This is a genomic window from Mycoplasmopsis hyopharyngis (assembly GCF_045276885.1).
In the GTDB taxonomy this organism is placed as follows: Bacteria; Bacillota_I; Bacilli_A; order Mycoplasmatales; family Metamycoplasmataceae; genus Mycoplasmopsis; species Mycoplasmopsis hyopharyngis.
The window spans coordinates 470,956-491,031 of record NZ_CP174164.1 but is presented as its reverse complement, the minus strand read 5'-3'; the positions used below and the strand labels follow the sequence as shown (position 1 = coordinate 491,031).

Here is a 20,076-nt window from a genome sequence, read left to right as displayed (position 1 = left end):
TTATTCTTCTCCTTTAGAAAGATCATATCCATGTTCTCTCAAACAATCTTTGATTTCTTCAATTGATTTTTTACCTAAGTTTTTGGTGTTTTCTAATTCATCTTCAGTCATAGTAGCGATTTCTGATAATTTAGTTTTTTTACTATTTCTTAAAGCATTAAGAGAACGAACTGATAAACCTAATTGTTCAATTGATAAATCATTTTCTTCAGTTGAAATTTTCTTTTCTTCTCCATTTGAAAAAACTTCAGTAGTAGCTTTTAATTCATCAACTTGACCAATAGTTTTAAAGTGGGCAACTAAAATTTCTGAAGCTTGTTGTAAAACTTTTTTAGTTTCAACAGTTCCATCTGTTTCAACAAAGATCTTTAATTCTTCTTCGATTTTGTTTGAAGAAGAGTTTAATTCTTCAACAGTATAAGAAACTTTTTGTACTGGTCCAAATTTACTATCGGTAGCAATAAAGGTTGGGTTTTTAATTTTACTTTCAATTTTAGTAGCAAAGTTAGAATGTAATAAGTTTTTCTTATTTTCTTCGCTAGAAATAAATCCTCTACCTGGTTTTAAAAAGATTTCCAAGTGTAAAGAACCTTTAGCAGCAATATTAGCAATTACTTGTTGTTGGTTAACAATTTCTACAGCAGAAGTAACGTTAGTAGACATTAAACTAGTAGCGGTAACTTCTCCCTCTTCATTTACTTTTAATTCTGCTTTAATAATAGTATCATCAGAAATTTCGTTTGGATTGTATTTGAATTTAATTTGTCTTAAATTCATGATAATTGAAGGCACATCTTCAATTACTCCAGGAATTACTTGAAATTCATGATCTACACCTTCAATAGCTACAGCAAACATAGCTAATGAGGTAATGTTTGAAAGTAAAACTCTTCTTAGTGCCACCCCTAGTGTGTTACCAAAACCTCTTTCAAGTGGTTTGATAACAAAAGTTGACATATTAGGTTTATTTTTTTCGCTTATTTGTTGAATTTCTTCATAATAAAGAAGTCGATTCATTTTTTCCATATTTATCTTCCTTTATTTAAATTATTTTTTTTCACGTTTAAGGATACGTTTTGGAGGTCTAGTTCCGTTATGAGGAATTGGGGTTACGTCTTTGATTTCAGTAACTGAAATTCCAGCTACTTCAATTTGTTTTCTAGCAGCATCTTTACCTGCTCCTAGTCCTTTTAATTCTACTTTAACACTTTTAATTCCATGTTCTTTAGCAGATTCAGCAGCAGCTTGAGCAGCTAAACCAGCAGCATATGGAGTTTTTTTCTTGGTTCCTTTGTAACCAATAGCTCCTGCAGAAGATCATGATAATACGTTTCCTTGTTCATCGGTAAAGGTAACGATTGTATTTTGATTAGTTGAATGGATATGAGCAATACCAGTAGTTACATTTTTCTTTTTAGTTTTTCTAGCCATAAATACTATCTAAATAAATAAATTATTTAGTTGCTCCTTTCTTACCAGCAACAGTTTTTCTAGGACCTTTTCTAGTTCTAGCATTTTTCTGTGTAACTTGTCCTCTAACTGGTAAACCTTTACGGTGTCTAATTCCACGGTAGCATTTAATTTCCATTAAACGTTTGATGTTTAAGTTTACTTCTCTACGTAAATCACCTTCGGTGGTGTATTTTTTAGCAGCTTCACGAATAGCAGCTAATTGGGCTTCAGTTAAATCTTTTACACGAGTATTTTCATCAATTTTGGTTGCGGCACAAATTTCTTTAGCCACAGATTTTCCTATACCATAAATGTAAGTTAAAGAGATAACCACACGTTTATTGTTAGGAATTTCAATATTTAAAATTCTAGCCATTTAAATTATCCTTGTCTTTGTTTATGTTTTGGTAGTAAGCAAATAACACGTATTACGCCTTTACGTTTAATAATTTTGCAATCCTTGCACATTTTTTTAACACTAGCTCTTACTTTCATATAGTAAAACTCCTTGTTAGTTTATTTTTTCCGATATACAATTCGTCCCCGAGTTAAATCATAAGGACTCATTTCTACATCGACTGCATCTCCAGGAAGAATTCTAATGCGATTAACACGCATTTTTCCTGAGATGTAAGCTTTAATTATTTTGCCATTTTCAAGTTCCACTTCATATTCATCATTAGAATAAGCTTCCTTGACAATAGCTTCCAATTTAAAAGCATCTTTTGCCATTAAATCCCTTTCGTTAATACCACACCTTTACCATTTTTGATCAAAATAGTATGTTCATAATGAGAAGCGTTTTTACCGCTAGCGCTAACAACGGTTCACTGATCTTCTTCAACATAAATTGCTGCTGAACCTTGTAAAATCATTGGTTCAATACAAATTACCATATTGTCTCTTAGTAAAGGACCGGTACCTGGTTTACCATCATTAGGAATCATAGGGTCTTCATGCAATGAAGTTCCTATTCCATGACCACAATATTCAGATGGGGTATATAAATTATTTTTTTTAATAACTTGACCAATTGCATATGAAACATCGCCAACTTTTGCTCCTGGTTTAATTGCTTTTAAACCAGCATAAAAAGCTTCTTTAGCAACTTCAATAATTTTTTGGTCATCTTTTGTGATGTTGCCTACACCTTTGGTAAAGGCACTATCACTGTGGAATCCTTTATAAACGCAACCCATATCGATCGAAACAATGTCTCCATCTTTAATCACATAGTTGCTAGGAATTCCGTGAATCAATTCTTGATTTACAGAGGCACAAATAGTAGCTGGAAAGCCATATAAACCTTTAAAGTTAGGTTTAGCACCTCTTTTTATTATTTCTTTAAAAGCGATTGAATCAAGTTCTTTTAAAGAAATCCCTGGTCTTACGTGGTCAAAGATTATTTGTTTAACCTCTGCCAGGATTTGACAACTCTTGGTTATCTGTTCAATTTCAAAAGATGATTTTATGGAAATCATTAAAACCTTCTTTCTAATTTTTTAATCATTTATTTAACTAAAAAATACTTAAAAAGTTGATTATTTAAATAAAAACTATACTTATATTAGTGGTTTAATATAAGTATTATTTTTATGCTATTTATTATATAACTTATTAATAATAAGTGAAGCAATTTCCTTAGGTTCTTTGGTACCATCAATTACAAATAAATTATTTTTTTGTTGATAATAATCAATCACTGGTTTAGTTTGTTCATCATAAATTTGTAATCTTGTTTTAATTGATTCTTCTGAATCGTCTTTTCTTTTAATCAATTCACCTTGACATAGATCACAAACGTCTTTAACTTTTGAAGGTTTAAAATCAATATGATAATTAGCTTGACATTTTGAACATTGACGTCTACCACTTAATCTTTTAACAATGATTTCTTGCGATACATCTAACATAATTACGTTGTAATTTAAATTTTTAATAGTGTCTAAAAATTTTGCTTGTTCTTCAGTTCGAGGGAAACCATCGAGCATAAAAATCTTTTTTTCAGAAATAAGTTTATCTAGTTTATTTTTAACGATTTCATTGGTGATGTCATCAGGAACATATTGACCTGATTCAACAATTTTAATAACTTTTAAACCTAATTTAGATTTTGAAGCAATTTCTTCTCTGAAGATATTTCCGGTTGAAACATGAATTAAACCATATTCTTTTGCAATTTCATTAGCTACGGTTCCTTTTCCTGCTCCGGGTTTACCTAAAAAAACAATTTGTTTGTCAAAATTTATCATAATAAACCATCTCCTTTTTTAACATTATTTTTCTTATTGTCGCTTTCCACACTAGAAAATGCTGAAAGTGATAATCTTTTTTGTTTAGCTAATTTGTTAGTTTTTAATCTTGCTTGGAATTGTTGAATTGTTTCTAAAGAAACTGAAACTAAAATCATCATTCCTGTTCCTCCAAAAGCAATTTCTGGTCCTAAAATACCAGTCATAATTTGTAAAGATTGAATAGAAGCTAAAATAATTAATCAAAAACCACTAAAAGCTGATAATCTTAAAACCACTCCAATTAAGTAATCTTCAGTTTCTTCACCTGGTCTAATCCCAGGAATGAAAGTTGAATTTTTAGTAAAATCTTCTGCTATTTTATCAACTCTTGATTGTTGAATTCCCATTACAAAACTAAAAAAGAAAGTCACGATTACTAACAATGAAAGACCTAATCAATGATTAAAACTTAAATATTCGTTAATTCAGTCTTTTGCTTTTGAATCAGGTAATATTCTAGCGATCATCAATGGGAATGAAAGAAGCATTGAGGCGAAAATAATTGGCATTATTCCCCCTGGATTTACCTTAATAGGTAATTTTCCCATTTCAGTAACATTCTTACTTCTACCTACCCCAATTTGTTGAATAGGAATATGTCTTTCCGAATTGTATATAAAAGCAATAACAAATAAAACTAGTAAATAAGCAAATAAGTAAGTTAAAAATTTTAACGAACCAATAAAAACAGTATTTTTGTTATTGATGTCAATAAAGGTATCAAAAGCATTTCTAAATTGAGCTGGTAATTGGAAAGCGATACCAACAAAAATAATTAAACTTGTTCCATTTCCTAAACCTTTGTTGGTAATTTCTTCAGCAACAAAAAGTGCAAATAATGAACCAGCAATTAAAATCATAGGTAAGATAAAGTAAGCAATTAGATTTTCACTTAGGTTTCCTACTTTTTCAATCACAATGAAAGGATTATTACCGCTTTTTAATGAAGTTGCTAACAAAATAGCTTGAGGGAAGGCAATAACCAAAGTCATTATTCTTGTAATGATGTTAATCTTTCTTCTTCCTTGGGGACCACTTTGACTTAATTTTTGAATAGGTGGGAACAATCTAGTTTGCAACAATGACATAATCAAAGAAGCATTAATAAATGGTCCTAGACCCAAAGCCATTAGCGAGAAGTTTTTAAGTCCTCCTCCACCAACTAAGTTTAAGGTGTTTAAGAAAGTATCTTTTTCAATTACTGAACTATTGCTAATTTTTACAAAAGGAGCAATAATTGTGGTAGCAATTAAATAGATGCTTAATAAAAGTATTGTGTAAAGTAATTTTTTGGTAATTTCTTTTGTTTCTCAAAATCTTTTTCAACCATTTCGAAATTTGAAAATAAATCTTGAAAAATAAAAATTTAAATTGCTAAAAAACTTTTTTACATTGTTAGTTTTATGCATTTAAATTCTCCTTTTTTCTACTTGAAACATTATTGTAAAAATAACAATGATAGTGTTAATTATATAAAATAAATACTTTTAATAGTACTTTTAGGTGTATAAACCCAAAAATAGGAATTTTATTTTTTACTTTTTTTCTTGTAAATAAGGCTTAAAAAATATTTAATTTTAAGCATTAATATATAGTAAAAAAATCTATTAATTTTGTTATATAATAAAAACATTATTTATTAAATATTAATTATTAATATATAAATTAAGCAAAAGACTTTGAAAGGAACTTATATGAATAAGTTTAACAGCAATATTTTTACTTTTCCAGAATTAGCAAAAAATACTGAATTGTCATATAGATATTTAAATACAGATACAACTAGAATTGAAGTTATTTATTCAAATGAAGCTACTACAGCTTGAACAGAAGATGAAAGTGTTGAAGTTGCATTTTTATTACAAGGAACAGCAGTTGTTGAAGAAAAAGGTTTTGTTAAAACAGTTTTAACCAAAGGTGAAGGAATTAAAATTGATGCTAAAGCTCAACATAGAGTTGTTAGCACTTCATCAGACGCTATTTGATTAGTTGTTTATGCAAAATAATACATTCTTAAATTAGGAGTTAACTATGTCGAAATCATCAATGAAAAAATATGGAATTTTAGCAACCGCTTTATACTTTACTGCCCTAACCACTGGTGTTGGAGCAGCATGAAGTTTAATTACAATTAAAGCAAATCCTGCTTCAAACAAATTATTAAAAGATTCTTACAATGATTTGAAAAAAGAAATTGATCGTTCAGAAGAATTTATTAAAACTTTAGATAGCACAAAATGACAATACAATGATCAAAAAACTAAACCAAGTATTAGTATGTATGAATGAAATGCTAATGGAGAAAAACAATTTTCATTAAAAAACTTCTTCACTGAACACATTGAAAGTACAAGAAGTAAAATTGATAATTCAAAATCAAAAATCAAAAGTAAAAATTTCCAAGAAATTGATTTAAAGAAATTAACATTAGATTTAGATAATAATAAAAAGCAAATCAAAACTAACTTAGAATTAAAAATCAAAATTTTGGAAAGCATTGCTAAAACTTATACAGAAATAGCTAAAAAATCAGTTCGTTTCAAAAATGAAAATAATTCAGATACTCAATTCAAAGAAAAAATCAATGAATGATTCAAAAAGATTGATAAAAAATTACTAGTAAATGGAAACACTACTGAATTTGAATCTAAAACAATGGCTGAACTAGAAAACATCAAACAAGAAGTTGATGACAAACATTACACTATTGATTATGAAATTTATGCTTCAAAAATCAATAGCTATATTGTTAATGATTGTAAAAAAACTAAAGATTTTCTAGAAAGTAAACTTAAAGAAAATGATGAAAACTGAAAGAAATTAAGAAATCAAATTTCAAGTGCTTTAAGTTCATTAGTAGATGCTGAAAACAAAGCTAATTTAGATGCTAATACAATTAATGCAGCAACTGATATTTCAAAACTTTCAAAAATTAATATTGATATTAGTTCAAATCAACAAAGCGGATCATTCTCTTCTTCATTTAACAATTTAAGAATTATTCATTCACAAGTTAGTGAAAAAATTAAAGAACTAGAAGCTCTTTATGAAAGATTAAAAACCACTACTGATATTAAATAAAAATTAAATAGTTTTTTAATCTGACTATTTTATAAAACTATAAAAGAAAAGATTAGTCTTTTCTTTTTTTATTGTGTTGAAAGGAATTTCATGGCAAAATTCATTGATGAAATCGAAATTCTATTAAAAGCCGGTAAAGGTGGAGATGGGATGATGTCCTTCAGACGTGAAGCACACGTGGACAAAGGTGGTCCAGATGGTGGTGATGGAGGAAATGGTGGAAACATCTATTTTGTAGGCGATAAAGGAAAAAACACTTTATTATTTTTAGCTAACTTAAATAAAATTATTGCTCAAGATGGAGTTAAAGGTGGACCTAAAAATCTATATGGTGCTAATGGTGAATCTACTTATGTTAAAGTACCTATTGGGACAATGGTTTTTAAAAATAATGAATTAGTAGCGGACATTATAGAAGAAAATAAACCTTATTTAGTAGCTTCTGGTGGTAAAGGTGGACTTGGGAATATGAAGTTCAAATCTGCTAAAAATACCGCTCCTAAAATTTGTGAAAACGGAATGCCAGGCGAATCATACAAAGCAAAAATCATTTTAAAAATCTTGTCAGACATTGGGATTGTAGGTAAACCATGTGCTGGTAAAAGTACGTTATTATCAGCAATTTCTAATGCTAATGCAAAAATTGGCGATTATGATTTTACTACTTTAGTGCCACAATTAGGAATAGTTAAATATAAAGATAACATTTTTACTGTTGCTGATTTACCAGGACTAATTAAAGGTGCTGCTTTAGGAAAAGGATTAGGAATTAGATTTTTAAAACATATTGAAAGATGTAAAATCATTGCCCACATTATCGACTTTGGTTCAGAAAACGCTAATCCTATTGCTGATTACGAAGAAATTAATCACGAGTTAAAAAATGCTAATTTGAATTTAGAAACTAAAAAGCAAATTATTATTGCTAATAAAAACGATTTAGCAAACTTTAGTAAGAATTATGCTGCTTTTACTACTAAATATCCAGATTTAAGTATCATTAGCATTTCTGCTTTAAATTATGATAATTTAAATCTATTAAAAAATAAAATGTGAACTGAAATTGAAAATCTAGAACTAGAACCAATTTCTTCACCAACATTAATCGAAGATCAAAAGATTATTACTTTAGAAAAACCATATGAGGTTACCAAAATTAAAAGTGATACTTTTGAAATAAAAGGCGAGAGAGTTTATCATTTTTATTGCAAAATTCCTTTTACTACCTATGACAATATTTTAAGATTCAATAACATTATGAAGAAAATAGGTGTTTGAGACGAATTGGTTAAAAAAGGTATCAAAGCTGGTGATACAGTTAAAGTTTTTGACTATGAATTTATTTGAGAATATGACTAATTTATAGTAAAATAAAAAGAATATTTCTTTATTTTTTAATGTTAAAAAATAAGAACTTAAAAAATTAAAATATCTTTAATGTAAATGATTTAGATGAAAGGGCAACAACTAATTAAAATATGGCTATAAAATTAATTGTCTGTAAAGATCCTAATGAAATTGGTTTTAGAATAGCTGATTTCATAGTTCAAAATATAAGGCGTAAACCTAATATTGTTTTAGGTCTTTGTGCTTCTGATTATTCTAGTTATGTTTATCGAAGCTTAATTGCACAAAATTATGCAAGAAATGTTGACTTTTCAAGAACTACAGTGTTTTCAACAGCTGAATATGTAGGTATTGACCCTAGAAATAGATTAAGTTGTAGATCATTTTTATTTGAAAACCTATGCGGTAGAATTAATATGAATCCTAATTATTTAAGAACTCCTATTCCTTATGGTAATATGGTTTTAAATTGTAGTACTTTTGATAACGAAATTATGCGTTTTGGTGGTTTAGATATTAGTTTATTAGAATTAGGTGATTACGGTGAATTGTCATATCAATATGAATTTCGTTCTACCTTCGATAGTAGTTCAGTATGTAATATTTCACAAGAAAACTTAGTAAAAAACCAATATTTATTTGCTGGTCAAATGGTACCAAACAGAATGATTTCTTTAGGTGTTGGCCAAATATATGCATCCAAAGCAGTAATTTTATATGCTATTGGTGCTAAAAAAGCTAATGCGGTAGCTAATTTATTATTGAACCCAATTAATAATAATTTTGCTTCTTCAATATTACAACAACACAATAACACTTATTTATTTGTTGATGTAGCAGCTTCTAGTGTTTTTTATCAACGTTTACAAAGTCAAAAACAACAACAAATGCAGCAACAATATCAACAAATGAATTCGCAAATGAGTGCTCAACAAATGCAACAATATCAACAATTACAGCAACAACAGCAAAATATGCCTAATAGCCCAATTAATCAATATCCTAACCCTAATGATCCAAACAAAAAATAGCAACCATTGATTGCTATTTTTTTAAACATTTAATCTAGTGATAGTATATCATCAAGGTAAAGGAATTACATTTACTGTTTGAGTTAATATAATATAAGTTATTAATAAAGCTACAAATAATAAGCAAAGGATATCTCTTCAAGAAATAGTTAATTTTCTATATCTAGTTCTTTTGGCATAAGGATCATATCCTCTAGTGTCCATTGCATTAGATAAATCATCAGCTTTGGCAAATGAAGCAATAAAAAGGGGAATTACTAAGGTTGTAAATGATTTAACCTTTTCTTTGAATTTACCATTTTTAAAATCGACTCCCCGTGATGCTTGCGCTTTCATAATTCTTTTTGATTCATCCAATAAAGTAGGAATAAATCTTAAAGCTAAAGAAATAATCATCGCAATAATATGAACAGGTATAAACAATAACTTAAGTGGTAGCATTAAGTCTTCTAAGGCTTTAGTTAATAAAATTGGTTTAGTAGTATTGGTTAATAATGAAGTGGTAATAATCATTAAATAAACTCTTAAAACTAAAGATAATGTTCGAATGATATTTTCTTTAAAAACTCCATAACCTTTATTATGTGGGCTATTAGAAACAATTTTTATCCACAATTCTTTATTAAATATCTTGATTATTTCATAATCTTCACCTTTGGTATTATTAACGGTGTACAAATTAACCAAAAAGATAACTATCCCTATAAAAATAGGCATCTTTAATAAAGTAATTAAAGGTAAAAAGCGTTTGTTTGCTATTAAGTAAGCAATTAACATTGGAATTAATAAAATAAAACTAGTAATGAAATAATTGCTAATAAAAACTAAAACAATGTAAATGATATTGATAATAATCTTAATTCTTGGATCTAATTTATGAATAAAACTATTACCAGGTAAATAACGACCAAAAACTGATTTCATTATTTACCTCCTTTAACAACCGACCTATGGCTATTTAAAAAGTTTATCAATTCATCTAAGGAAGTTATTTTAGGAATATCAATTCCTTTTTTTCTTAATTTGTTAATAAAAGCCAAAATTCTTGGTGGTTCTAAACTGTTTTCATATAACGCTTCAGTATCGTTAAGAATTTCATAAGTATCACCATCTTTTAAAATTTTGCCATTCTTGAATAAAATAACCCTTTTTGTTACTTCTAAAACATTATCTAAATCATGAGTAACGATAATGATAGTTTTACCTTCTTGATGTAATTTGTTAAAAATTTCTAAGATTTCTCTTACTCCAGCAGGATCTAGCCCAGCGGTAGGTTCATCAGCTACAATTACATCAGGTTCCATTGCTAAAATACCCGCTAGTGCCACTCTTCTTTTTTGACCTCCTGAAAGACCAAAAGGTGATTTTTCTAAATAAGTTTCATCAAGTCCTACTAATTCTAAATATTTTTTAGCTCTTTCATATGCTTCTTGTTTTTTTACTCCAAAAGACATTGGACCAAAAGCTATATCTTGTTTGATAGTTTCAGAAAATAATTGATATTCAGCAAATTGAAAAATAATTCCAACTCTTTTACGAATATCTTTTGAACGTTTTACACGATTACCAAAATTCTTTTTTAATAGAAAACTATCCATAAATTTTTCCATTTGTTTAGTTTTTCTATTCCATTTTTCATTTTCAAAGATTCATTCAACTGTTCCTTGATTTGGTAATAATAAAGCGTTTAAATGCTCAATAAAGGTAGTTTTACCAGAACCTGTTTGTCCAATAATTCCGATGTATTCACCTTGTTCTATCACTGTTGATACATTATCAACAGCTTTGGTTTGTAAAGGAGTTTTTTTATCAAAGATATGAGTTAATTCTTTAACTTCTATTCGCATAATTGTTCAATTAACTCCTGTTCTTCGTATGTTGCTTCAATACCATTTAGTGCTTGACTTAATTTAAAAATAAATGGTGAATCAATTTTGGCTTTTTCAATTATTTCTTTATCTTTAAGAATTTCTTTTGGTGAACCAGTAGCTAGAATTTTACCTTTATAAAAAACAATACAATAATCTGCTAAAATCGCTTCATCCATATCATGGGTGATGGAAATTAAAGTTTTGTTTTGTTCTCTTTGAATTTTATGAATGATTTCAAGAATTTTTCTTTTTCCTACTGGATCAAGCATAGAAGTAACTTCATCAAAAATAATTATTTTGGGATTTAAAGCTAAAACAGAAGCAATAGCTACTCTTTGCTTTTGTCCTCCAGAAAGATATTGTGGCTCTTTGTCTAAATAATCACTCATACCTACATTAGCAGCAAGTTCATCAATGATTTTTTTCATATCTTTTTGTGGTATTCTTTGATTTTCTAAACCAAAAGCAATATCATCTTCCACTGAAGCACCTATAAATTGATTATCGGGATTTTGAAAAATAATTCCAATTTTTTTTCTAATTTCTTTAATGGTACTTTTTTGAATTTGAATACCATCGATTTCAATTTTTCCGCTTAATGGTTTATATAAAGCCACTAAAAGTTTAGAAAAAGTACTTTTACCAGAACCATTATGGCCTAGTATTGCCACATATTTTCCTTCAGGAATTTCTAAAGAAATCCCATCTAATGCATTAGTGGTATTACCAGGATATTTAAATACTAAATCGGTTATTTTTATCATAATGATAATTATAATATCATACAAAAAAATATAGCATTAATTATTCTCTAAATGCCATATTTTAAACTAAATCTATAACTATGTTTTTTAAAAAACTTTATCTTTTTTATTAATAAATGTTGTTTAATAGAACTAACAAACCAAAATTTTATTATCTATTAAAATAACAATTAAGAAATGATTTTTTCATTGTATTTATCTAAGTTTTTCATAGCTTTTTTTAAGCTATCATAAACTGAAGTTCTAGTGGTAGCAATAATGTTAGCAATTTCAGAATAGGATAAATTTTCATAAAAATATAGTTTAAAAATACTTTGTTGACTTGGAGTTAAAAGTGAACCATATTTTTCAAACAATTCAATGTAAAGTTCTCTAACTTCTAAATCTCTAACATCTTTATTCATTAATTAATTCCTTAGTCATTCCGTAGATAAATTTATCTAAGTCAAACTCTTGTAAATCGTCTAAACCTTCACCTAAACCGATGTATTTAACGTTTAAATCAAATTCCTCTTTGATAGTTAAAACAATCCCACCTTTAGAAGTTCCGTCCATTTTAGTTAAAACAATTCCTGTTGGATGTGCTACTTCCTTAAATGCTTGTGCTTGAGAAATACCATTTTGACCAGTTGTAGCATCTAGTACCAACAAACATTCATGAGGAGCAGAAGGTTCAAATTTTTGAATAATTCCATACATTTTGCTTAATTCATTCATTAAGTTAACTTTATTTTGTAATCTACCTGCGGTATCAATTATCAATAAATCATAATTTTCTTTTTTAGCTTTATCTAAGGCTTGATACACCACAGAAGAAGGATCAGCACCTTCTTTAATTGGTTTAACGATATCTGCCTGAACTCTTTGTGCTCAAATGTCAATTTGACTAACCGCTCCAGCTCTAAAAGTATCAGCGGCAGCAATTAGTACTTTTTTACCTAATTTTTTATATATATGAGCAATTTTAGCAATAGAGGTTGTTTTGCCACAACCATTTACTCCAACAAAGATAAACACATTTAAACGGTCTTTTTTAAAGTTTAAAGTAGTATCAATTACTGATTGATTAGCATAAATTAAAAACATTTGATCTGCTACAATTTCACCTATTAATTTTGGATCGGTGATGTTATTGATTTTTACTTCATTTTTAATTTGAGTAATAATTGCATATACTAATTTTGTACTAATATCGCTCATAATTAGAATTTCTTCTAATTCTTCAAAAAACTCTTCATCTATTTTATTATGCTTGTTTTGTAATTCAAGTATTTTTCTACCAAAAACACTTGTTTTATTCAATCCAGCATTATATTTTTCTAACTTTTTTGAATTAATTAATTCTTGTTCTTCTTGTTCTTTTATTTTTTGTTCTTTGGCTTCAACTTTATTTTTTTTGCCAAATAATTTTTCTTTTAAATAACTAAAAAATCCCATATTTCTATTGTATATTATTCTATTTTAGATAATCAAAAAAACTCCCTTGAAAGGAGTTTTAATGAAATCTTATTTTAAAGTGATTTTTGCTTGGTAAACTTGTGAAGAAATTGCTTTGTTAGCACTGTAATTATGTAGTCTAAATTTAAAGGTAATTGTTTTTCCTTCAACTTGACAATTAATAAACGCAGTAATCATTGCTTTATTATCTGATTTTCTTTTGTAAATAGGATTTTTTGTTGGTGCACAAGCTGTTACTGTTGTATCAAGTCCTTCAATAGCAAATAATTCTTCACCTTCAAAATTAGCTTTTGTTGGTTCACCATCTTTTATACCATGGAATTTTCCTGTTTTAAAAGAATAAGCCATTGAGTAATATGTTTTACCATTTTTTTCTTCTTTAGCAATTTTGTTTAATACGTCTTTTGATAATACTGTTAATTTTGCTTTAGATATATTTGTTAATTTTAAATCATCTTGTTGATGAAATTTTTCAATACCTTGTTCTAATTCTAAATCACTTTTTTCTTCTGCTATTGTAAGTTCTAATTTATCTTCTTTATTACATGATGCTGATAAAGCAATAGGAGCAAATGCAAATGGTAAAGAAATTGCTGCAAATCCTAATAACTTTTTGTTTAATTTCATATTTTTCGACCTTCCTAATGTTCGTTTAATATACGTTATTAATTTTATCATATTCTTTAAAATATCATTGATTTTGCATCAAAATTGGAACAAAAAATCACACCTTTTCGGTGTGATTTCGAGTTATTCAAACTTGATTAATAAACTTTGATCTTTGTCGTTTTCTTGGTATTCTTTGCTTGTTTCAATTGATGAGTTATGAGAAACAAAATCTTCTATAATTTGTTTTTTATTTAGAGTTTGAACAAATTCAAAGATAACAGGAGTTGTAAGTTTTTCTTTATCTTTAATATCTTTGATTTGTTCTTTAACTTTTTCAAAATCAATAATCATTTTATCAATTAATTTTGTGTATTTTTGATATTTAGCATCCGCTTTTAAATCTTCAAAAGCTTTTTTAGCTTCATCTCATTTTTCGTAAAATGGAATAATTTTATCTTTATATTCAGTTTCAATTTTAGGAGTAAAAGGAATGTGAACTAATTTTTCAAAGTATTGTTCTAAAGTTGAAACGTTTTTGAATTCAGGATTTGATTTTTTAATAATGGTTAATTTTTGATAATCAGCAAAAGGTGTAAAGTTAATTCATTCACCTTGATTGTTTTTAATTTGTAACAAGAAGTTATTGTCAGTTAATTTAACAGTTCTTACACCTGATAGTTTAACTGAATAAAGCACTTTTGCCATTAAAGAAGCAATGCTTTCTTGACCAACACCTTGATTTTGAACTAATTCTTTGAATTTGTCTAATGCTGGTTTACCATTATATTCACTTGTATCGCTTTTGTAAGCGGAAGAAACTAAAGCTTCATTTTTTTGATAAAAAGCTAAAGGATCTTTAAGAAATTCTAAATAAACATCTTTAGGCATTTTGCTTAATGTTTTAGAATCAAACATTGCGTAAAGAAGTGATTCAGTACTGGTGTAGTCTTGATCTAATGAAGAAACTTTTTTAGAATAAACTGGCAAAATGTAGTTTGCTGGACCAAAAACTTGTGAAAGTGATTGGTTAATTGATTTGGTTTTGTTGTTGTAACCTTCGTCGTGTAAAGCAATTTTAAGGTTTAATTCTAAAAATCTTTTTAAAATAGTGTTGTAATTTTGAATTATTTCTTCATTTGAAGAGGTTTTAAATTCAAGACCTTTTACTAGGTGTTTTCAAAGAACAACAGGAATTCCTAAACCAACAGTGTTTTTGTTATCTTTATCAGTGTAAGTTAAAGATGAATAGCTTTGGAATTTGTTTTCGTTGCTTGAATTTTGAAATACAAATTTACTATTTTTGTTTAAGATTTCGTGAATAAATGGAGTGTCATTAAAATAGTATTTTAAAACTTGAAAAATGTATTCTGATTTAACGTTTTTAACTGAGTTTAAAGCATCAAAGCCATAAAGTTCAATGTTAAATAAAAATTCTTCATATCTTAAATATTTAATAGTTTTAATTTCTTGACTAAATTTTTGTAAAGCAGCTTTTTCATCTTCGGTTGCTGCTTTAAATTTATCATCTTGATAAATGTTTAAAGTTTGTTTGTTAGTAATTGAATTTTGGGTAATAAATTTTTTAGAATAAATAATTTCGTCTTGGTTTTTAAATGGATTAATACATGATGCTGAAATTGCGAAAGGAATTGTAGCTAAAATAGGAGTTAGTGAAATAAGAACTAATTTTTTGTTTTTCATATTTACCTCGTTTAATTTTTTTAAGCTACAATGTAGCGTTGTAATTTCATGATTTAAATCCAGCATAAGCGATATAAGCACCCATTAAAAAGACCACAATTGCAAAAGCTAAGATTCCAATTGCATATGCTTTATATGAACGGTAAAGTTCAACAAAAGCAAAGTCTAATCTAACGCTTTTTTCCATAACTTCAATGCTTGAAGTTTTAGCAATAATTACTGAGCATAAGATAATAACTATTAAAGCGATTGAAGCTGCAATGGTTCATAAGATAGTTTTTGGTTTTAAGTTTGCTTTTTCCATAATTATCCTTTAATTGTGCTTCCTTGACGTGAAATTGCACCCATAATTCTTTTTCTAAATACAAAGTAGAAGATGAACATTGGTAAGATAACCAAAAGAGCCCCAGCCATTTTAATGTTGTTTCATACCCGTTCATCAGCGGTTGTAGTATCTTTACCAACACCAAATAGTCAAACAGACATAACTCTATAATCGGTTCCAGCAACTAAGTTAGGTCATAAATATGAGTTTCATGAGGCTAACGTAGTTAGAATAATAATTGTTAATGTAGTAGGTGCTACCATTGGAACCGCAATTTTAAATAAGTATTTAAGTCCAATAGCACCATCAATCATTGCTACTTCTTTAATTCTTGTAGGAATTGATTCAAAAGCATTTTTGAACATTAAAGCATTAAATACAGAAGCAACAAAAGGTATAGCAATTAAAAATAAGTGTAAGAAGAATTCAGCAAAAGCTGTATTAGCTCCTGGTAAATCCTTCGAAAAGTTTTTAACCCTAACAGTTACTCAGTATTGACCTGATAATAAAGCAACTTCAGGTAAAACTAATAAAGCCATTAGAATAAATCATACAAAGTTTTTACCTCTTCAAGTTTTTAAGCTAAATGCATAACCTAAAAGCATAGTGATAAAAATCTTTAATACGATTGAAAGTAAAACGTTAGAAAAGGTTAATAGGAATGAAAATAGATAACCTTTTTGTCATTGAGCTTGTCATGGTCAAAAGCCCCCACCATTACCTTCAGATGCTGATTTAAGGTTGGTTCCTAAGTTTCATTCTTGTGGAATAATACTTGCTTGCCCGTTTTGTAATAATTGAGCTTGGTTATTCCCCATGATTGAAAGTAAAAGCATGTAAGCAAAAGGTATTAAAATAATTAATCCGAAAAATGATAGCGTCACAATCTTTAAAAATGATTTAAAAATTAAGTTAAATAAAGAACTATCTTGAACTTGTTGAGTAACTAAGTCTCTTTTTTTTCTGAGCTTCAAATTCGCGAATTTCGTTCGAGTTTTTAATTTTATTTCAAACATCAGATTCTCCTTTGTTAAATGACGCTAAAGCAATGGCACCAAATCCACCACGGATTATTGTTGAATATGATACCCCAATGATAAATAGTCCAATAGATGCAGCACCAGCCATTTTGTAATTGTTAGATTGAACAAAGTGGTAAATGTATAAGATAATAGTTGAAGCCCCAGCATTACGTGCGTTTTCAACATTGTTTTCAAAAAGTGCTAATGGGAATACTTTGATTCCGTTAATGATACCCATTGTAACTAAGAAAGTAGTTGTTCTTTTAATTGATGGTAAAGTAATGGTGAAAAATTGTTTTCAACCTGGAAGTCCATCAATAGAAGCAGAACGGTATAAGTTTTTATCTACTGAAAGCATAGCAGTAGTAAATAATAAAACGTTAAATGCTAAACCATGTCAAACCCCGTTAATGATTAAAACGAAGATTGAATTCATTCCTCATTCTTTTAATTCACTAGGTTTTAATCATCCAGTATTTAAACCAAAGATTTTGTTAAATGGTCCAGTAGGTTCAAACATCTGTACGAATGCTAACGAAACCGCAACAGCATTAGTAACATACGGTAAGAAAAAGATTGTTTGTCAAAAACCTTTAGCAGTTTTTCTAATTAAACTTGCTACCAATGATGAAATCAAGATTGAAATTATCATTGAAATAGGAAGAATTAATAAACCATAGATAAATGAGTTTCTAACCCCAACTGCAAAATATTTATCTTGGAAAAGGGCAGAAATATTATCGAAAGTAAAATTAGGTCTAATCCCTGCTTCGATTTGTTCTTGAGAAACAGAAGTAGTTATAGATTCATATAAATTAAAGAAAAATGGCAAAATAGTAAAAAATCCAAGTACTAATGCTGCAGGCAAGATAAGTAATAGAGGAATTCAAGCTTGAGTTCTTTTTTCTATTACTGAACCTGAAATCGCATTTTTCTTATTTGCTTGTTTTTTTAATGATCAATTAAATAAGAACTTGCATTTATTTGCTAAATTGTTTCAAAAACTATTTTTGAACATTGTATTCAATTCTTTCTTGAGTTATAGCATTAAATATATGTAATCTATCAACAGGTACACTAAAGAATATAGAATCACCTGGTTTGTAATCATATCTATTATTTAATAAGAAGTTAAGTTTATCTTCACCTAAATAAACAATTAATTTAGATTCTTTACCAAAGTTTTCCACTGCATGAACTTTCCCTTCGAACATTGCTCCTGCTTTGGTTTTTGATAAAATGAAGTCTTCAGCTCTAACCCCAACTTTAAGTTCGATATCTTCAACGTTAGGAATTTTAACTCCTTTAACTTCTTGGTCTTTAACGGTTAAAACACCATTTTTGTATTCTGAAGATAATAATCCCATTTCAGGCATACCTAGGAATCTAGCAACAAATTCATTAACTGGTTTGTTGTATAGTTCTAATGGTGAACCCATTTGTTGAACTTTAGAAGTTGACATACAGATAACGATATCACTAATTGACATAGCTTCTTCTTGATCGTGGGTAACAAATACGGTAGTAATACCTAAACTTTGTTGAATTTCACGAATTCATTGACGGGTGTTGATACGTAATTTTGCATCAAGGTTTGAAAGAGGTTCGTCCATTAACAAGATCTTAGGTTTTTTAACAATCGCTCTAGCGATAGATACCCGTTGTTGTTGTCCACCAGAAAGTCTAGTAGGTTTTTTTTGTAAAATAGGAAGAATTTCAACTCTTTTAGCAACTTCAAGAACTTCTTTGTGAATTGCTTTTTTGATACTTAAAATATTTTCAGAGAATTTAGCAATTTGTTCTCTTTCTTCTTTGCTTAAAGCAAAGTCTTGGTTTTTCATATCAGAAGCAACTACTTTAATAAAGTTGTATTTCTTGTTTAATTCAGTAGCTAATTGATGATGTTTTTGTCTTAACATAAGAGGAATTACTTTTAAGTTTCTTGAAATTCTCTTGATGTTTGAATTCATTTTCAAACCTTTTAAGCTTGCTTTTGCATCAATGAATTCTTGTTTAAGTTCAGCAATTTTTTCAATATTGGTTTTATTGATTTCTACTGTTTTAGTTAAGTATTTACACATCATTAAGTTTCTAATGATTTTGTTTTCGTATTTAACTAATTTTAAAGCATCTTCTAAGTTGTATTTTTGTTTGTTTTCTTCAGCAATTTTAGCGATTAAAGATTCAAATTTTGCCTTGTATTCTAATGCTTTTTCATACTTGTTTTCCCCAGTAGGATTTGAGTATTTTAATAATCCTGATTCTTCAATTTCTTTTAAAATTGTACATTCAGGAAATTCTTTAGGTAAAGCATTGTTACTTTTAGCAATGTTAAATTCAATTGTTAAATTTTGTTTTGCTTCTAATGAATCCTTTTTTAAGTTAGTTAAGAACTTAAGAGTGTTTTTAGCAAGCATACTTAAGTCTGATTCATAACGGTTTTTAGCTAATTTGTAAGCATTTTGTGCTTTTACAAATTGACCACGAATTTTAGCAACTTCTTGTGAATATTCTTTTTCAATTTCATCTAAAATACCACGAGTATGTTGAACTGAATTTAAATATTCTTGCATTTCTTCTTCAGAAGCGCCAAGTTTCTTTAAGTAAATATTATTTACTTGAGTTTGAGCAATTAAACGTTTAGTAATTACTGAGTTTTGTCAATCCATATCATTTTTCAATGGGAAAGCAATATTAGCATAAACACTCATATGTGGGTAAAGAGCATAGTTTTGGAAAACAAAACCTAATTTACGTAATTGTGGAGGTAAATTGGTAACATCTTTATCATAGAATAGCACCTTACCACTACTGATTGTTAATAAACCTGAAATTGCATTTAAAGTAGTGGTTTTACCAGAACCAGAAGGTCCTAATAAAGTTACTAATTTTCCTTCTGGAATTTTAAAACTAACATCATCAACTGCTAAAGTTTCACCAAAATCGATAAAAACATTTCTTAATTCAATAGCAGGAACATTTTTATCTTCTTCAGACTTAGATTCTTTAACTTTGTTTAATAAACGTTCATATTCTTGTTTATCTCTTTCATCAAATTTAGTTACCCTAGACTTAATGAAATTTGCAAGTCGTTTGAATATAATCATACATTTCACTTTCT

23 protein-coding genes are annotated in these 20,076 nt (G+C 28.1%); 4 read left to right on the top strand and 19 right to left on the bottom strand.

Annotated elements, in window-relative coordinates:
* The 8 genes from ACJA25_RS02100 to secY form a co-directional block, all read right to left on the bottom strand.
* Window positions 1-1,026 carry a DNA-directed RNA polymerase subunit alpha gene (locus ACJA25_RS02100; RefSeq protein ID WP_406614902.1) on the bottom strand — a complete coding sequence of 342 codons (1,026 nt, stop codon included), beginning with the start codon at window positions 1,024-1,026 and terminating at the stop codon, window positions 1-3.
* Window positions 1,027-1,047: 21 nt separating this feature from the next.
* Window positions 1,048-1,431: a 30S ribosomal protein S11 gene (gene rpsK, locus ACJA25_RS02095; RefSeq protein ID WP_406614900.1), complete on the bottom strand. Its 384-nt coding sequence runs from the start codon at window positions 1,429-1,431 to the stop codon at window positions 1,048-1,050.
* A gap of 22 nt (window positions 1,432-1,453) precedes the next feature.
* Window positions 1,454-1,828, bottom strand: a complete 375-nt coding sequence (gene rpsM / locus ACJA25_RS02090) for a 30S ribosomal protein S13 (RefSeq protein ID WP_406614898.1) — start codon at window positions 1,826-1,828, stop codon at window positions 1,454-1,456.
* A gap of 5 nt (window positions 1,829-1,833) precedes the next feature.
* Complete coding sequence (gene rpmJ, locus ACJA25_RS02085; RefSeq protein WP_073372429.1) at window positions 1,834-1,947, bottom strand: 50S ribosomal protein L36; 114 nt, start codon at window positions 1,945-1,947, stop codon at window positions 1,834-1,836.
* A 21-nt stretch (window positions 1,948-1,968) separates the two neighbouring features.
* Window positions 1,969-2,184 (bottom strand): translation initiation factor IF-1, encoded by a 216-nt coding sequence (gene infA / locus ACJA25_RS02080; protein ID WP_406614895.1) that lies wholly within the window; start codon window positions 2,182-2,184, stop codon window positions 1,969-1,971.
* Window positions 2,184-2,933: a type I methionyl aminopeptidase gene (gene map / locus ACJA25_RS02075; RefSeq protein ID WP_406614893.1), complete on the bottom strand. Its 750-nt coding sequence runs from the start codon at window positions 2,931-2,933 to the stop codon at window positions 2,184-2,186. Before map ends, infA begins: the two co-directional genes overlap by 1 nt.
* A gap of 117 nt (window positions 2,934-3,050) precedes the next feature.
* Entirely contained in the window at window positions 3,051-3,704 is a 654-nt protein-coding gene (locus tag ACJA25_RS02070; RefSeq protein WP_406614891.1) for an adenylate kinase family protein, read from the bottom strand.
* Window positions 3,698-5,155 (bottom strand): preprotein translocase subunit SecY, encoded by a 1,458-nt coding sequence (gene secY, locus ACJA25_RS02065; protein ID WP_406614889.1) that lies wholly within the window; start codon window positions 5,153-5,155, stop codon window positions 3,698-3,700. Before secY ends, ACJA25_RS02070 begins: the two co-directional genes overlap by 7 nt.
* Before the next feature lie 285 nt (window positions 5,156-5,440).
* Between secY and ACJA25_RS02060 the strand changes: the two genes are divergently transcribed.
* The 4 genes from ACJA25_RS02060 (at window position 5,441) to ACJA25_RS02045 (ending at window position 9,205) form a co-directional block, all read left to right on the top strand.
* Window positions 5,441-5,752 carry a hypothetical protein gene (locus tag ACJA25_RS02060; RefSeq protein ID WP_406614887.1) on the top strand — a complete coding sequence of 104 codons (312 nt, stop codon included), beginning with the start codon at window positions 5,441-5,443 and terminating at the stop codon, window positions 5,750-5,752.
* 25 nt (window positions 5,753-5,777) lie between these two features.
* Entirely contained in the window at window positions 5,778-6,827 is a 1,050-nt protein-coding gene (locus tag ACJA25_RS02055; RefSeq protein ID WP_406614885.1) for a hypothetical protein, read from the top strand.
* 90 nt (window positions 6,828-6,917) lie between these two features.
* Window positions 6,918-8,186: a GTPase ObgE gene (obgE, locus tag ACJA25_RS02050; RefSeq protein ID WP_406614883.1), complete on the top strand. Its 1,269-nt coding sequence runs from the start codon at window positions 6,918-6,920 to the stop codon at window positions 8,184-8,186.
* A 119-nt stretch (window positions 8,187-8,305) separates the two neighbouring features.
* Window positions 8,306-9,205, top strand: a complete 900-nt coding sequence (locus ACJA25_RS02045) for a hypothetical protein (protein ID WP_406614881.1) — start codon at window positions 8,306-8,308, stop codon at window positions 9,203-9,205.
* Between the two features lie 21 nt (window positions 9,206-9,226).
* Here the strand turns inward: ACJA25_RS02045 and ACJA25_RS02040 are convergent, their stop codons facing one another.
* From ACJA25_RS02040 to ACJA25_RS01990, 11 genes are all read right to left on the bottom strand, one after another.
* Window positions 9,227-10,129, bottom strand: a complete 903-nt coding sequence (locus ACJA25_RS02040; RefSeq protein WP_406614879.1) for an energy-coupling factor transporter transmembrane component T family protein — start codon at window positions 10,127-10,129, stop codon at window positions 9,227-9,229.
* Window positions 10,129-11,052 carry an energy-coupling factor transporter ATPase gene (locus ACJA25_RS02035; RefSeq protein WP_406614877.1) on the bottom strand — a complete coding sequence of 308 codons (924 nt, stop codon included), beginning with the start codon at window positions 11,050-11,052 and terminating at the stop codon, window positions 10,129-10,131. Before ACJA25_RS02035 ends, ACJA25_RS02040 begins: the two co-directional genes overlap by 1 nt.
* Window positions 11,043-11,840, bottom strand: coding sequence for an energy-coupling factor transporter ATPase (locus ACJA25_RS02030; protein ID WP_406614875.1), 798 nt, complete (start codon window positions 11,838-11,840; stop codon window positions 11,043-11,045). The genes ACJA25_RS02035 and ACJA25_RS02030 overlap by 10 nt, the downstream gene beginning before the upstream one ends.
* 170 nt (window positions 11,841-12,010) lie before the next feature.
* Window positions 12,011-12,244, bottom strand: coding sequence for a sigma factor-like helix-turn-helix DNA-binding protein (locus tag ACJA25_RS02025; protein ID WP_406614873.1), 234 nt, complete (start codon window positions 12,242-12,244; stop codon window positions 12,011-12,013).
* Window positions 12,237-13,277 (bottom strand): signal recognition particle-docking protein FtsY, encoded by a 1,041-nt coding sequence (gene ftsY / locus ACJA25_RS02020; RefSeq protein ID WP_406614871.1) that lies wholly within the window; start codon window positions 13,275-13,277, stop codon window positions 12,237-12,239. Before ftsY ends, ACJA25_RS02025 begins: the two co-directional genes overlap by 8 nt.
* A 69-nt stretch (window positions 13,278-13,346) precedes the next feature.
* Window positions 13,347-13,925, bottom strand: a complete 579-nt coding sequence (locus tag ACJA25_RS02015) for a variable surface lipoprotein (RefSeq protein ID WP_406614869.1) — start codon at window positions 13,923-13,925, stop codon at window positions 13,347-13,349.
* Between the two features lie 123 nt (window positions 13,926-14,048).
* The gene (locus ACJA25_RS02010) at window positions 14,049-15,608 is read right to left on the bottom strand and encodes a hypothetical protein (RefSeq protein WP_406614867.1); all 1,560 of its coding nucleotides are present in this window, start codon (window positions 15,606-15,608) and stop codon (window positions 14,049-14,051) included.
* Between the two features lie 25 nt (window positions 15,609-15,633).
* Window positions 15,634-15,912, bottom strand: coding sequence for a hypothetical protein (locus ACJA25_RS02005; protein ID WP_406614865.1), 279 nt, complete (start codon window positions 15,910-15,912; stop codon window positions 15,634-15,636).
* 2 nt (window positions 15,913-15,914) lie between these two features.
* A complete protein-coding gene (locus tag ACJA25_RS02000) occupies window positions 15,915-16,949 on the bottom strand; it encodes a carbohydrate ABC transporter permease (protein WP_406614863.1) in 1,035 nt (344 codons plus the stop codon).
* Window positions 16,858-17,973 carry a carbohydrate ABC transporter permease gene (locus tag ACJA25_RS01995; RefSeq protein WP_406614861.1) on the bottom strand — a complete coding sequence of 372 codons (1,116 nt, stop codon included), beginning with the start codon at window positions 17,971-17,973 and terminating at the stop codon, window positions 16,858-16,860. Before ACJA25_RS01995 ends, ACJA25_RS02000 begins: the two co-directional genes overlap by 92 nt.
* A complete protein-coding gene (locus tag ACJA25_RS01990; protein ID WP_406614859.1) occupies window positions 17,960-20,062 on the bottom strand; it encodes an ATP-binding cassette domain-containing protein in 2,103 nt (700 codons plus the stop codon). Before ACJA25_RS01990 ends, ACJA25_RS01995 begins: the two co-directional genes overlap by 14 nt.
* Window positions 20,063-20,076: the final 14 nt, after the last annotated feature.